Source organism: Specibacter cremeus (assembly GCF_003946885.1).
Taxonomy (GTDB): domain Bacteria; phylum Actinomycetota; class Actinomycetes; order Actinomycetales; family Micrococcaceae; genus Specibacter; species Specibacter cremeus.
Genome location: NZ_RWKQ01000018.1, coordinates 49,081 through 61,046, shown reverse-complemented (window position 1 = coordinate 61,046; position 11,966 = coordinate 49,081). Strand labels below are relative to the sequence as shown.

Sequence of the window (11,966 nt, the reverse complement as noted above, 5' to 3'; positions counted from 1 at the left end):
ACCCATCTGTGACGCAGTAAGTGCTGAAATTTCGCTGATTCTCAGCACTTACTGCGTCACAGATGGGTCGCGCGGCGAGGCCAGCCGCGACTGCGGAGCGCCTCGCCGATCTTGTCGACGGCCGGTCGCGCCTCGTTGGCCATGTGTCGTTTGGAGATGCGCACCACCAACCAGCCGGAATGCAGGTAGTCCTCGTCGCGGGTGATGTCGCGGACCACCTGGTCGGCGCCCGAATGGTGGTCTCCCTCATATTCGACGGCCACGCGGTAGTCGCGGAACGCCTGGTCGGGGGAACGCTCGACGCCGTTGGCGAGTCGTGTGGGTACGTTCAGTTCCGGCTCGGGCAGCCCGGCCCGCACGACGGCCAGGCGCAGCCGGGTTTCAGGAGCGGAATCGGAGCCGACCCGGGCCATGGCGAGGGCCTCGCGCGCTTTTCGGATGCCGGGGGTTCCCCAGTGCCGGTCCAGCATGGCCGCCAGCTGGTCGGAGGTGGCGTATGGGCGGGTCCTGCCCTCGAACGCGGGGCGGGGGATGCGCAACAGATGGTCGGCGACCACCACGAGTTCGTCGATGCTCATTTTTCGAGCACAATCCAGCCAGGTGCGCACCCGGGTGGTGATCCACAACCCGTCCAGGAATTCGACCTCGTCATCCCAGAATTGGGTTCGATGGCCAACGACGCCGACCCTGCGTGGCGTGGTGTGCGGGAACTGCCGCGCGATATGGATGCCAGGATCCCCGGCACCGGGTAGGAATCCCGGGAATTCCCAGATCTCGAACGCTGTCGCGTGGGACGCCGTGGAGTAGCCGGTGACCAGCGTGTAGGGGCGGGTCAACAGCGCCAGTGACGTATCGCCCTCGGTCTTCATGGACTTGATGCCCCGACTGAGCCGTAAGACGTCCGCGTGCCGCAGCTTTCCATAGCTGATGTTGGCGGCACACGCCTCGGCCACCGTAAACGGGCCGGCGAACAGCGAGTCGGGGATGCGTCGTGGCTGGAACATCCGTCCAGCATGGCAGTTTCGGTTCGCGGTCGCAGAAGTTATCCACAACCCGACCCGTAGAACCCAACTGTGACGCAGTAGGTGCTGAAAACACGCGGAATTTCAGCATCTACTGCGTCACAGTTGGGACAGGCCCCGGTGGCCACCGACCGGTCAGCGGCGACGGCGCCACGAAAGCGCCGCGACACCCCACACGGCCAGGAACAGCGCCACGAGCAACAGCCCGGCGTGGCCCAGGTCCAGCCCGGCCAGCCAGGTGGTGACCGGGTCGGTGCGGCCGAGCAGCTGGTGCAGCAGGCCGGCAATGGTCAGCAGCGAGATGAACAGGGCCGACGTGGCCGACATCCCCGTCACCACCATGTTGAAACCAAGGCGGCGGGCCGGTTTGGCCAGCGCGGACCGGTACATGCGCATCATGGCCATGCCGTTGGCCGTATCGCACAGTGTCATGGCGGCAGCGAACGAGATTGGCAGGGCCAACAGGGCCACGGGTGAGATGCCGGCCAGCGCCGCGGAGGCGGTCAACAGCAGGAAGGCGATGGTCGACGCGGTGTCGAATCCCAGCCCGAACAGGAAACCGAGCACGAAGATGTCGCGGGGGCGCCTGACCCGGGACAACGGCTTGTCCAGCAGTCGGGCGACGACGCCGGTCGGCGCCAGCTCGTCCTCGGCCACCGTCCCGCCGTTGCGCACCCGGCGGAAGAGGACATTGGCCCGTCGGAAAGACGCCCCGTTGAACAGTCCGATGGTCAGCAGGAACAGTGCCGAGACGCCCGCGCCGAACACGGACAGGGCCGTGTGGGCCGCCGACCCATCGGAGAGCACCGTGGCCATGATCCCGGCCCCGCTGACCACCAGCACCCCGGCCAGCATCACCACGGAACTGTGTCCCAAGCTGAACGCGAATCCGACACTGACCGGCGACCGTCCGGCGGCGGCGAATTTCCGGCTCGAATTGTCGATGGCCGCGATGTGGTCCCAGTCGTAGCTGTGCTTCACGCCGGCCAGGTAGGCGGTGACGATCAGCCCGAGCGCCAGCGGGTGGGCGTCGGTGAACAGCGAGTACACCAGCAGGGCCGCCACAACCAGATGCAGCAGGGCGACGGCGCCGAACGTGGCACCGATGCGGTGCGCCAGGGGAAGCCCTTCGCGTTCCAGATAGCGGGTGCGGGCCACGCTGGTCATCAGTACTTCCTCAAATTCAGGGGTCCCTGCCCATGCCAGCGCCGGCGCAACAGGTCGACCGCGGCGCGGATCATGGCGTCCAGCGGTTCCGTGGCGTTCGCCAAGGCCCGCAGGGCCACGCCCGGCCCGTCCAGCAGGGTCAGGCCCAGCTGCCCGTCCGGGTCCATCGGGCCGAGCAGGTCGTGCAACTCGTCCACCAGTGCGGCGTCGACACGCGAATCCATGACGAGCAGCGACCCGACGTGCGTGTACCGCTCGAGCGAGCACATGCCCGACAACCCCGCGTCGGGACGCAGCAGCAGGTTGTCCAGGACGGTCAACCGGCCGCCGACACTGATCTCGTTGCGGAGCCTGATCTCGTCGTAGCGGAACAGCCCGCCGTCCGGTGCCCAGCCCGGTGTGACGACCTCGGCCAACACGACCGACGCCGTCGGGTCCATGTCGACGGTCGTCACCTGGGTGTAGGAGGCGTCGCGGTACGCGATGAGCTGGTCCGGCACGGATTCCAGGGCACTGCCCGGACCAAGGCGCACGTGCACGTGCTGCTCGGCCCGGCTGCCCGGGGTGCGGTACACCTTCGTGGCCGACTGGGTGGTGAACAGCAGGCGTGCCCCGGCCGCGACGTCGACCGTGATCCGGTACCGGTCCCCGCCGAGGTACCCGCCGCCGGGGTTCACGACGGCGTAGCAGACCTGCCCGGAGTCGTCGAGGTAGTGCGGTCGCAGCACCCGCAACGCGCCCTGGTGGAACTGGGCCGTGGCGATCGACCGGTCCCCGCGCACGCCGATGGCCAGGTCCAGTTCGCCGGCCAGGTCCGGCGTGGCGCCCAGGACGCCCGCGGACGGGGCGCCCGCGGGCCGGTCGTCAACGGGTGCCGTCACTGCGCCAGGTCGAGCATCAGGACGTCGTGCTTGAGCCAGGCGATCACCTGCGGCAGGCCGTCGTCGGTCTTCAAATTCGTGAAGCAGAACGGCCTGCTGCCGCGGAACTCGCGCGAGTCCGCCTCCATCACGGAGAGGTCGGCGCCCACATACGGGGCCAGGTCGGTCTTGTTGATGATGAACAGGTCCGATTTGATCATGCCCTGGCCGGCCTTGCGCGGGATCTTCTCCCCCTGCGCGACGTCGATGATGTAGATGGAGAAGTCGACCAGCTCCGGGCTGAACGTGGCGGACAGGTTGTCGCCGCCGGATTCGATGAAGATGACCTGCAGGTCCGGGTGCCGGGCCTCGAGTTCCGCGACGGCGGCCTCGTTCATGGACGTGTCCTCGCGGATGGCCGTGTGCGGGCAGCCGCCGGTCTCGATGCCGATGATCCGGTCCAGCGGCAGCACGCCGTTGGCGGCCAGGATCTTCGCGTCCTCGATCGTGTAGATGTCGTTCGTGATGGCGGCCATCGAGATTTCCCCGTCGAGCGCGCGCGTGAGCCGCTCGACAAGTTGGGTCTTCCCGGCGCCGACCGGTCCGCCGATGCCGATCCTGATGGGTTTCATGGGTGCTCCTTCGTGGGATTGTTGGTCTCGACAGGCTCGACCACCGGTGACTGAGCTCGACCACCGGTGGTCGAGCCTGTCGAGACCCCGGTGGTTGAGCCTGCCGAAATCAGGACATGAACATGCGTGCCCGTTGCCGTTCGTGTTGCATTTGGGCGATCTCGAGACCCGGCGCACTCACGCCGAAGTCCTCGGGCGCCAGGGTCTGGATGCGCATGACCGCGCCGGCCACCTCCGGGTGGACGGCGCGCAGCACGCGCTGGCCGGCGTTCTGGCCGATCGGGATGCCGCGGATGGCGTTCTGTGTCAGCTGGGTCACGGTCGCGAACAGGTACCCGGCCAACAGTTCCGGCAGCGGCACGCCCAGGCTCCTGCCGACGATCGCGAACGGCACGGCGGGGTGGCCGGCGCAGTGGCCGGCGGCGACCTGGGCGGCGTATCCGTCCAGCTCGGGGCCGGGGCACACCGTGGCGGCGATCTGCAGCATGCGCGCGCCCATGGTCGCCGCGGCCCGACGCACCTGGCGCGGCAGCGTGGCGGCCGCCAGCATCCGGTCCACCCGGTACAGTTCCGCCGCGTCGGCCGCCTCGACGACGAGCCGGATGGCGAACCCGTCGCTGTGGCACAACTGGATCCGGATGAATTGGACCAGCCAGTCGGTGAACGACGCCTCGTCGTGCACCAGCCCACGGGCCAGGTGGCGCTCCAGTCCGAACGAGTGGCTGAAGGCGCCGGTGGGCAGCGCGGAGTCGCACAGTTGCGCCAGCGCCAGCGCGTACGACGGCGGGGCCTGGGCGGGTGCCCCGGCGACGGGTGTGCCGGCCACGCTAGTGGGTGTGCCCGGCGTGCCGGAACGGCACGGGCATGACGCGGTCCTGGCGCGAATACGGGACCCCGACATGGCGCAGGTAGTCCTCGACCGTGTGGTCGTAGGCGAGCACCATCACGGCGGCCCCGTACTCGGACTCGGGTTCGAAGAACTGGGCCTGCATGTGCCGGTTGCCCAGGTTGTGCGCCACGACGCCCATTTCGGTGATGGTGCGCGGGGCGATGACGAGCACGTCGGTGGCCTCGACGGCCACGACGATCACGTCGGTGGCGTCGCGGTACAGCACGTCGCCGTCGCGCAGGTCGGCCACGGCGTCCCCGGTGAGCCGGATGCCCAGTTCCCGGCCGTGGTCGGTCGTGACGCGCTGGATGCGCTTGACCAGTTCGGCCGAGGGCAGCACGACGCGTTCCTCGTGCAGCCCGGCCAGGCCGGCGGGGTCGAATTCGGCCGTCGCCGGCTCATGCTTGTTGCCGAGGATGGACTCGATGATCATGGGACCCCTTTCGGGTCTAGAAGAGGAAGTAGCGCTGCGCCATGGGCAGCACGGCGGACGGCTCGGCGGTGATGACGGTCCCGTCCACCCGGACCTCGTACGTCTCGGGGTCGACGAGAAGTTCCGGCGTCTCGCCGTTCAGTACCATGTCCGCCTTCGTCAGGTTGCGGATGCCGTGCACGGGCCGGCACTCGCGGCGCAGGCCGAGCCGCCCCGGCACGCCGTCGTCGATGGCCGCCTGTGAGAGGAACGTGATGGAGGATGAGTGGACGGCCGAGCCCAGGGCACCGAAATTGCCGCGCAGCGTGCGTGGTTGCGGTGTCGGGATGGAGCCGTTGGGGTCGCCCATGATGCTCATGACCATCTGCCCGCCCTTGAGCACCAGCTCGGGTTTCACGCCGAAGAACATGGGGTCCCACAGCACCAGGTCGGCGAACTTGCCTTCCTCGACACTGCCCACCGAATCGGCGATGCCGTGCGCGATGGCCGGGTTGATCGTGTATTTGGCGATGAACCGCTTCAGCCGCGCATTGTCGCCCGCTTCGGGGTCGTCGTCGTACTTGCCGCGCTGGCGCTTCATGGCGTCGGCGACCTGCCACGTGCGCAACACCACCTCCCCGACCCGGCCCATGGCCTGCGCGTCGGAGCTGGTGATGGAAAACACGCCCAGATCGTGCAGCACGTCCTCGGCGGCGATGGTTTCCTTGCGGATGCGCGAGTCGGCGAACGCCACGTCCTCGGGGATGTCCGGGCTGAGGTGGTGGCAGACCATCAGCATGTCCAGGTGCTCGTCGATCGTGTTGACGGTGTACGGCAGTGTGGGGTTCGTCGACGCGGGCAGCACGTTCGGAAGGCTGGCGATCTTGATGATGTCCGGGGCGTGCCCGCCGCCGGCGCCCTCGGTGTGGAATGTGTGGATGACCCGGCCGGCGATGGCCGCGATGGTGTCCTCGACGAAGCCACACTCGTTGAGCGTGTCGGAGTGGATGGCGACCTGCACGTCGTATTCGTCGGCGACGCGCAGGGACATGTCGATGGAGGAGGTGGTGGCGCCCCAGTCCTCGTGGACCTTCAGCCCGATGGCGCCGGCCCGGATCTGCTCGGCCAGCGGTTCCATGGCGCCGGCGTGGCCCTTGCCGAGGAGGCCGATGTTGATCGGCAGGTTGTCCACGGCCTGCAGCATGCGGGAGATGTGCCAGGGACCGGGGGTGACCGTGGTGGCCTTGCTGGCCTCCGACGGGCCGGTCCCGCCGCCGATCAGCGTGGTGACCCCGGACGCCAGCGCGACCGGGACCTGGTCCGGGCTGACGAAGTGCACGTGCGTGTCGATGCCGCCGGCCGTGAGGATCTTCCCCTCGCCGGCGATGATGTCCGTGGCGGCACCGATGGTGATGTTCACGCCGGCGGAGATCTGCGGGTTGCCGGCCTTGCCGATCTTGAAGATGTGCCCGTCGCGCAGTGCCACGTCCGCCTTGTAGATGCCGGTGTAGTCGAACACGATGGCGTTCGTGATGACGGTGTCGGGGATGTCCTCGTCCCGGACCTTCAACCCGTTCTGGCCCATCCCGTCGCGGATCACCTTGCCGCCGCCGAACACGACCTCCTCGCCGTAGTTCGTGCGGTCGTGCTCGATCTGGGCGAACAGCTCGGTGTCGGCCAGCCGGACGGCGTCGCCCGTGGTGGGCCCGTACAGGTCCGCGTATTGCTTGCGGCTCAGCTCAAAGCTCATTTGGTGTCATCCTCCAGCCGGACGAGCCCGCGCGAGGCGTGCAGCGGGCCATTGACGCGGTTTCGCAGCCCGTACACCTCGCGGCTGCCGGACAGGGCGATCAGGTTCACGGTTTTGGCGTCCCCCGGTTCGAAGCGCACGGCCGTGCCGGCGGGGATGTCCAGCCGGAAGCCGTACGCGGCGTCGCGATCGAACTCGAGCGCATCGTTGACCTCCGCGAAATGATAGTGCGAGCCGACCTGGATGGGCCGGTCGCCGCGGTTGACGACCCGCAGCGACTGCGGGATGAGACCGGCATTGCAGCTGACCGGTTCCGTCCGAAGAACATATTCGCCGGGTTTCATGATCGGGACGCTCCCTTGTTCGGTGGGCCTGTTCAGCGGATGGGGTTGTGGACGGTGACGAGCTTGGTGCCGTCCGGGAACGTGGCCTCGACCTGGACGTCCTTGATCATGTCGGCCACGCCGTCCATGACGTCGGCCCGGGACAGGATGGTGCTGCCGTAGCTCATCAGGTCGGCCACGGTGCGCCCGTCGCGGGCGCCCTCGATCAGCTCGTAGGTGAGGATGGCCACGGCCTCGGGATGGTTCAGCTTCAGCCGGCGCTGCTGCCGCCGGCGGGCCAGGTCGGCGGCCACGACAATCATGAGCTTCTCTTGCTCACGGGGCGTCAAATGCATCAAGAACTCCTCAGTGCCCAACGGATAATATGTGTCCACCCGTTATCTGCAACCGGCCAGAGAATGGGCCGGGAGGTCCGTGGATAGCGCTAGATTATCAGACGCCGGGCGGAGGTCGGCGGCTACCCGCTATGCAGCGGGCGCCGGCCCATCAACAGCGTCGCCGCGGCGACGACCACGGCCGCGATGACGAGCATCCAGATCCCCCCGGCCCACTGCGTGTTGACGCCGAACGGGACGGGCGTGTGCTGGAACGGGGAGATGTTGCGCGCCCACTGGGGCAGGCCCACCATGCCGCCGTAGATGCCGAGGATCATGCCGAGCACCAGCAGGCCCCAGCCCGCCGCCACGGTGGCCTCCGGCACCAGCACGAACAGCAGCGACACGACGGCCAGGTACACGAGGGCCGCTGGCAGCTGGGCCGCGGCGGCGGCGAACGAGTCACCCACGACCGTGCCGCCGGCGCCGGCGGCCAGTCCCGACGCGGCCGACGCGACCCCGGCGGCCAGCAGCACCAGCACGACGGCGACCAGCCCGAGTACCAGGTAGTCGGCGAACCAGCGCACCCGGTGCACCGGGGCCGCCAGCACCGCCTCGGCCGTGCCGCGGACCTCTTCTTGGCGCAGCCGGATCACCGCCTGCGTGGCGCAGGCGGCCGCCAGGACACCGACGACGCTGAACATGGCGGCGATGATCAGCTGGGTGGGCGTCTGGGTGGTGCCGGGCACGATCGACCTGACGGCGTTGAGCAGCGAGGTATTGCCGCCGCCGGCCGCCTGCAGGATGTTCGCCAGCGACCCCGCCAACAGGCCGGTGGCCGCGCCGGCCGCACTCCAGCCGGCGATGGACGGCCACTGCAGCCGCCAGCCCAGGGCCAGCGACGTTCGCAGCGAGGCCCTGGCATCCGCACGTCCGGCCCGGACCGGCAGCATGCTGGCCCCCGTGTCCCGGCGCGCCTGCAGGGCGAACACCGCGGCGGCGCAGGCGGCCGCGAAAGAAACGTTGATGGCCAGCGGCGCGTAGTTGTTCCGCACGAAGGCACCCGTCTGCTGGCCCCAACCGATCGGGGACAGCCAACTCGGCCAGCCGGCGACGCGGTGGAGCGGGTCGCTACCCGCGGTGGATGCGGCGTCACCGATCCCCCGGACGATGTACGCCGCGACCACCAGTGCGGCGGCCGTGCCGTTGGCGCCGCGCGAGGTACGCATGAACTGGGCGGCAACCAACCCGACGCCGAGGAAGGACAACCCGACGGCACCCACGGCGACGCCCGCGCACAGGCTCCCGCCGGCGTCGAGCTTTCCAATGATGAACCCGACCGTCACCGCCAGGGCCATGAGGATGTTGGCGATGGCGCCGTGGATGAGCGTGGCCAGCAGGGCCAGGAACGCGAAGACAGAGAAGTACGTGAACGCGCCGACCGGGCTGCCCTCGGGCAGCCCGCGCAGCATGAGGATGGCCGGCGTGGCGATGGCCAGGGCCAGGATCTGTGCCCGGTCGGCGTCGTTGCCAAACGTCTGGGCGATGGCGGCCGCGGCGAACAGGGCCAGCAGCCCGACGCCCAGGACCCACGCGGCCAGCTGCCAGCGGTCGCGCCGCAGCCGCTGGCGCAACAGGATGCCGACGGTGTTCATGACGCGCCCCCCGGAGCCGCGCCGTCGCCGTAGTGGCGCAGGAACAGCTCCTCGAGGGACGGCGGGTTGATGGTCAGCCCGGCGACGTTGAGCGTGGCCAGCACGGGCAGCACGGCGTTCAATTGGTCGCTGTCCGCCGTGAACCGCACGCGCCCGCCGCTGACGCTCACGTCGTGGGCGGCCGGGATGGCGGCCAGCTGGGCCGGGCCCAGCCCGTCGGCGGCGAACGACACCTCGGTGCGGGTCAGGTGCCGCAGCGAGTCGAGGGTCCCCGTTTCCACGCATTGGCCGGCCCGGATGATGCTGACCTTCCCGCACAGTTGCTCCACCTCGGAGAGGATGTGGCTGGAGAGCAGCACGGTCGCCCCGGCCGCGGCGACACGGCCGATCTCCTGCTCGAACACGGCCCCCATCAGCGGGTCCAGGCCGCTGGTCGGCTCGTCCAGGATGTACAACTGCGCCTCGGTGGCGAACGCGGCGACGAGCGCGACCTTTTGCCGGTTGCCCTTCGAGTAGGTGCGCCCCTTCTTCGCCGGGTCGAGCTCGAACGCCTCCATGAGCCGGGCCTTCCGGGCGGCGTAGCCGGGTTTGTCGGCCGTGCCGCCGCGCAACCGGCTGACCAGGTCGATGGCCTCTCCCCCGGTGAGGTTCGGCCACAGGCTCACGTCGCCGGGCACGTATGCGATCCGGCGGTGGAGGGCGACGGCGTCGGTCCAGGGATGGGCGCCGAAGACGGTGGCCGTGCCGGCGTCGCCGCGTGCCAGGCCGAGCAGGATGCGGATGGTGGTGGACTTCCCGGCCCCATTCGGGCCGAGGAACCCATGGATTTGACCGGCGGCAACGACCAGATCCAGGCCGTCCAGCGCGGTGACCGTACCGAACCGCTTGACCAGCCCGCGGGTCTCGATGACGTCGTTCATGATGGTGACGCTACCCCCGGGCGCCCGCACTGTTAAGGGGGTTTTCACAGACTCCCGCGCGCTCCAGGGGTCTAGTGTGAATAGTTGACGAAGGTAACCGTTTTCGTTCCCCAGGGCCGCGACGCACGGTCCGCCGGAAGGGGGTCACGGGCCCATGGTGCTCTCCAGGAACGCCCAGCGACAACAACGCGAACGTCGCCACCGGCCGCGGGCGGCGGGGCCGCACTACAAGTGGGTCGTGCTGTCCAATACGACGCTCGGCATGCTGATGGCCACCATCAACTCCTCGATCCTGCTCATCGCGCTGCCGGACATCTTCCGCGGCGTCGGCATCAACCCCCTGGCCCCCGGCAACACGAGCCTGCTGCTGTGGCTGATCATGGGCTACATGGTCGTCACGGCCGTCCTGGTGGTCACGTTCGGCAAGCTTGGCGACATGTTCGGCCGGATCCGGATGTACAACGCCGGTTTCGCCGTGTTCACGGTGTTTTCGGTGCTGCTGTCGGTGACGTGGCTGCAGGGCACGGCCGGGGTCCTGTGGCTGATCGTCATGCGCATCCTGCAGGGCGTGGGCGGGGCGATGCTGATGGCGAACTCGAACGCCATCATCACGGATGTTTTCGGCGTCCATGAGCGCGGCCTGGCGCTGGGCCTGAACCAGGTGGCCGGAATCGCCGGATCGTTCCTGGGCCTGGTGATCGGCGGCCTGCTGGGACCCATCGACTGGCGCCTGGTGTTCCTCGTCTCGGTGCCCGTGGGCGTGGCCGGCACGGTATGGGCGTACCTGAGCCTGCACGACACGGGCGTGCGGGCGCCGGCGAAGCCCGACTGGCCGGGCAACGTCACGTTCGCGGTGGGCCTGGTGGCCGTGCTGGTCGGCATCACGTACGGCATCCAGCCCTACGGCGGGCACACCATGGGCTGGACGAACCCGTGGGTGCTGGCGGCGCTGGTCGGCGGCGTCGCGGTGCTGTTGCTGTTCTGCGTGGTCGAGTCGCGCGTGCCCGAGCCGATGTTCCACCTGGCGCTGTTCCGTATCCGGGCGTTCACGGCCGGCAACCTGGCCAGCCTGCTGTCGGGGATCGGGCGCGGCGGGCTGATGTTCATCCTGATCATCTGGCTGCAGGGCATCTGGCTGCCGCGGCACGGCTACGATTTCGCGTCGACGCCGCTGTGGGCCGGGATCTACATGCTGCCGCTGACGCTGGGGTTCCTGGTGGCCGGGCCGCTCTCCGGCTGGCTGTCGGACCGGCACGGGACCCGCCTGCTGGCCACCGGGGGCATGGTCGTCGCGGCGCTCAGCTTCGGCTGGCTGTTGCTGCTGCCGGTCGACTTCGAGTTCTGGACGTTCGCGCTGGCGCTGCTGCTCAACGGCCTGGGCATGGGCCTGTTCGCGGCGCCGAACCGGGCCGGCATCATGAATTCGCTGCCGCCGGACCGGCGCGGTGTGGGGGCGGGCATGAGCACCACGTTCCAGAACTCGGCCATGGTGCTCTCGATCGGCATCTTCTTCTCGCTCATGCTCACGGGCCTGGCCGCGACGCTGCCGCACACGCTCATGACGGGCCTGACCGCCCACGGGGTCTCCCCCGCCGACGCCGGCCGCGTGGCCGCGCTGCCGCCCGTGGCGGTGCTGTTCGCCTCGCTGCTGGGCTACAACCCGGTCCAGACGCTGCTGGGGCCGCAGGTGCTGGCGGGCCTGCCGCCGTCCGACGCGGCGTACCTGACCGGACGTGGGTTCTTCCCCACCCTGATCTCCGGCCCGTTCGCCGACGGGTTGGCCGTCGCGTTCGGCTTCGCCATCCTGGCCTGTCTGGTCGCCGCCGTCGCCTCCGCCCTGCGCGGCGGCAAGTATGCGTACGACGACGGCAAGTCGGCGGGTGCCAAATAGCGAGTTCTCGGGTGCGGTGGTCGAGCTTGTCGGTGGTCGAGCTTGTCGAGACCCGAGGTGATTTCGACGCGCTCAATCACCGGGATTTCGACGGGCTCAATCACCGGGCC

12 protein-coding genes are annotated in these 11,966 nt (G+C 69.1%); 1 reads left to right on the top strand and 11 read right to left on the bottom strand.

Annotated features, from left to right (window positions below; all coding sequences use genetic code 11):
- Nucleotides 1–56: 56 nt before the first annotated feature.
- The 11 genes from EJC77_RS08890 to EJC77_RS08840 form a co-directional block, all read right to left on the bottom strand.
- Nucleotides 57–1,004: a hypothetical protein gene (locus EJC77_RS08890; protein WP_125611741.1), complete on the bottom strand. Its 948-nt coding sequence runs from the start codon at nt 1,002–1,004 to the stop codon at nt 57–59.
- 153 nt (nt 1,005–1,157) lie between these two features.
- On the bottom strand, nt 1,158–2,189 hold the full coding sequence (locus tag EJC77_RS08885; RefSeq protein ID WP_125611739.1) for a HoxN/HupN/NixA family nickel/cobalt transporter: 1,032 nt from the start codon (nt 2,187–2,189) through the stop codon (nt 1,158–1,160).
- The gene (locus EJC77_RS08880) at nt 2,189–3,070 is read right to left on the bottom strand and encodes an urease accessory protein UreD (RefSeq protein ID WP_338069469.1); all 882 of its coding nucleotides are present in this window, start codon (nt 3,068–3,070) and stop codon (nt 2,189–2,191) included. Before EJC77_RS08880 ends, EJC77_RS08885 begins: the two co-directional genes overlap by 1 nt.
- Nucleotides 3,067–3,681 carry an urease accessory protein UreG gene (gene ureG, locus EJC77_RS08875; protein ID WP_125611737.1) on the bottom strand — a complete coding sequence of 205 codons (615 nt, stop codon included), beginning with the start codon at nt 3,679–3,681 and terminating at the stop codon, nt 3,067–3,069. The genes EJC77_RS08880 and ureG overlap by 4 nt, the downstream gene beginning before the upstream one ends.
- A gap of 109 nt (nt 3,682–3,790) precedes the next feature.
- A complete protein-coding gene (locus EJC77_RS08870) occupies nt 3,791–4,507 on the bottom strand; it encodes an urease accessory protein UreF (protein ID WP_240630010.1) in 717 nt (238 codons plus the stop codon).
- Nucleotide 4,508: 1 nt separating this feature from the next.
- Complete coding sequence (ureE, locus tag EJC77_RS08865; protein ID WP_125611733.1) at nt 4,509–5,003, bottom strand: urease accessory protein UreE; 495 nt, start codon at nt 5,001–5,003, stop codon at nt 4,509–4,511.
- Between the two features lie 16 nt (nt 5,004–5,019).
- Nucleotides 5,020–6,732, bottom strand: coding sequence for an urease subunit alpha (gene ureC, locus EJC77_RS08860; RefSeq protein WP_125611731.1), 1,713 nt, complete (start codon nt 6,730–6,732; stop codon nt 5,020–5,022).
- Entirely contained in the window at nt 6,729–7,076 is a 348-nt protein-coding gene (locus EJC77_RS08855; protein WP_125611729.1) for an urease subunit beta, read from the bottom strand. The genes ureC and EJC77_RS08855 overlap by 4 nt, the downstream gene beginning before the upstream one ends.
- A gap of 32 nt (nt 7,077–7,108) precedes the next feature.
- On the bottom strand, nt 7,109–7,411 hold the full coding sequence (locus EJC77_RS08850; protein WP_125611727.1) for an urease subunit gamma: 303 nt from the start codon (nt 7,409–7,411) through the stop codon (nt 7,109–7,111).
- A gap of 122 nt (nt 7,412–7,533) precedes the next feature.
- Nucleotides 7,534–9,045 (bottom strand): hypothetical protein, encoded by a 1,512-nt coding sequence (locus EJC77_RS08845; RefSeq protein WP_125611725.1) that lies wholly within the window; start codon nt 9,043–9,045, stop codon nt 7,534–7,536.
- On the bottom strand, nt 9,042–9,965 hold the full coding sequence (locus EJC77_RS08840; protein WP_125611723.1) for an ABC transporter ATP-binding protein: 924 nt from the start codon (nt 9,963–9,965) through the stop codon (nt 9,042–9,044). Before EJC77_RS08840 ends, EJC77_RS08845 begins: the two co-directional genes overlap by 4 nt.
- 154 nt (nt 9,966–10,119) lie before the next feature.
- Here EJC77_RS08840 and EJC77_RS08835 point away from each other — a divergent pair, with 154 nt between their 5' ends.
- On the top strand, nt 10,120–11,856 hold the full coding sequence (locus EJC77_RS08835; protein WP_125611721.1) for an MFS transporter: 1,737 nt from the start codon (nt 10,120–10,122) through the stop codon (nt 11,854–11,856).
- Nucleotides 11,857–11,966 lie beyond the last annotated feature (110 nt).

Bases quoted from the DNA above. Each gene is read 5' to 3' on its own strand.
- EJC77_RS08890 (WP_125611741.1), bottom strand. From the start codon at position 1,004: ATGTTCCAGCCACGACGCATCCCCGACTCGCTGTTCGCCGGCCCGTTT.
- EJC77_RS08885 (WP_125611739.1), bottom strand. From the start codon at position 2,189: ATGACCAGCGTGGCCCGCACCCGCTATCTGGAACGCGAAGGGCTTCCC.
- ureG (WP_125611737.1), bottom strand. From the start codon at position 3,681: ATGAAACCCATCAGGATCGGCATCGGCGGACCGGTCGGCGCCGGGAAG.
- ureE (WP_125611733.1), bottom strand. From the start codon at position 5,003: ATGATCATCGAGTCCATCCTCGGCAACAAGCATGAGCCGGCGACGGCC.
- ureC (WP_125611731.1), bottom strand. From the start codon at position 6,732: ATGAGCTTTGAGCTGAGCCGCAAGCAATACGCGGACCTGTACGGGCCC.
- EJC77_RS08855 (WP_125611729.1), bottom strand. From the start codon at position 7,076: ATGAAACCCGGCGAATATGTTCTTCGGACGGAACCGGTCAGCTGCAAT.
- EJC77_RS08850 (WP_125611727.1), bottom strand. From the start codon at position 7,411: ATGCATTTGACGCCCCGTGAGCAAGAGAAGCTCATGATTGTCGTGGCC.
- EJC77_RS08845 (WP_125611725.1), bottom strand. From the start codon at position 9,045: ATGAACACCGTCGGCATCCTGTTGCGCCAGCGGCTGCGGCGCGACCGC.
- EJC77_RS08840 (WP_125611723.1), bottom strand. From the start codon at position 9,965: ATGAACGACGTCATCGAGACCCGCGGGCTGGTCAAGCGGTTCGGTACG.
- EJC77_RS08835 (WP_125611721.1), top strand. From the start codon at position 10,120: ATGGTGCTCTCCAGGAACGCCCAGCGACAACAACGCGAACGTCGCCAC.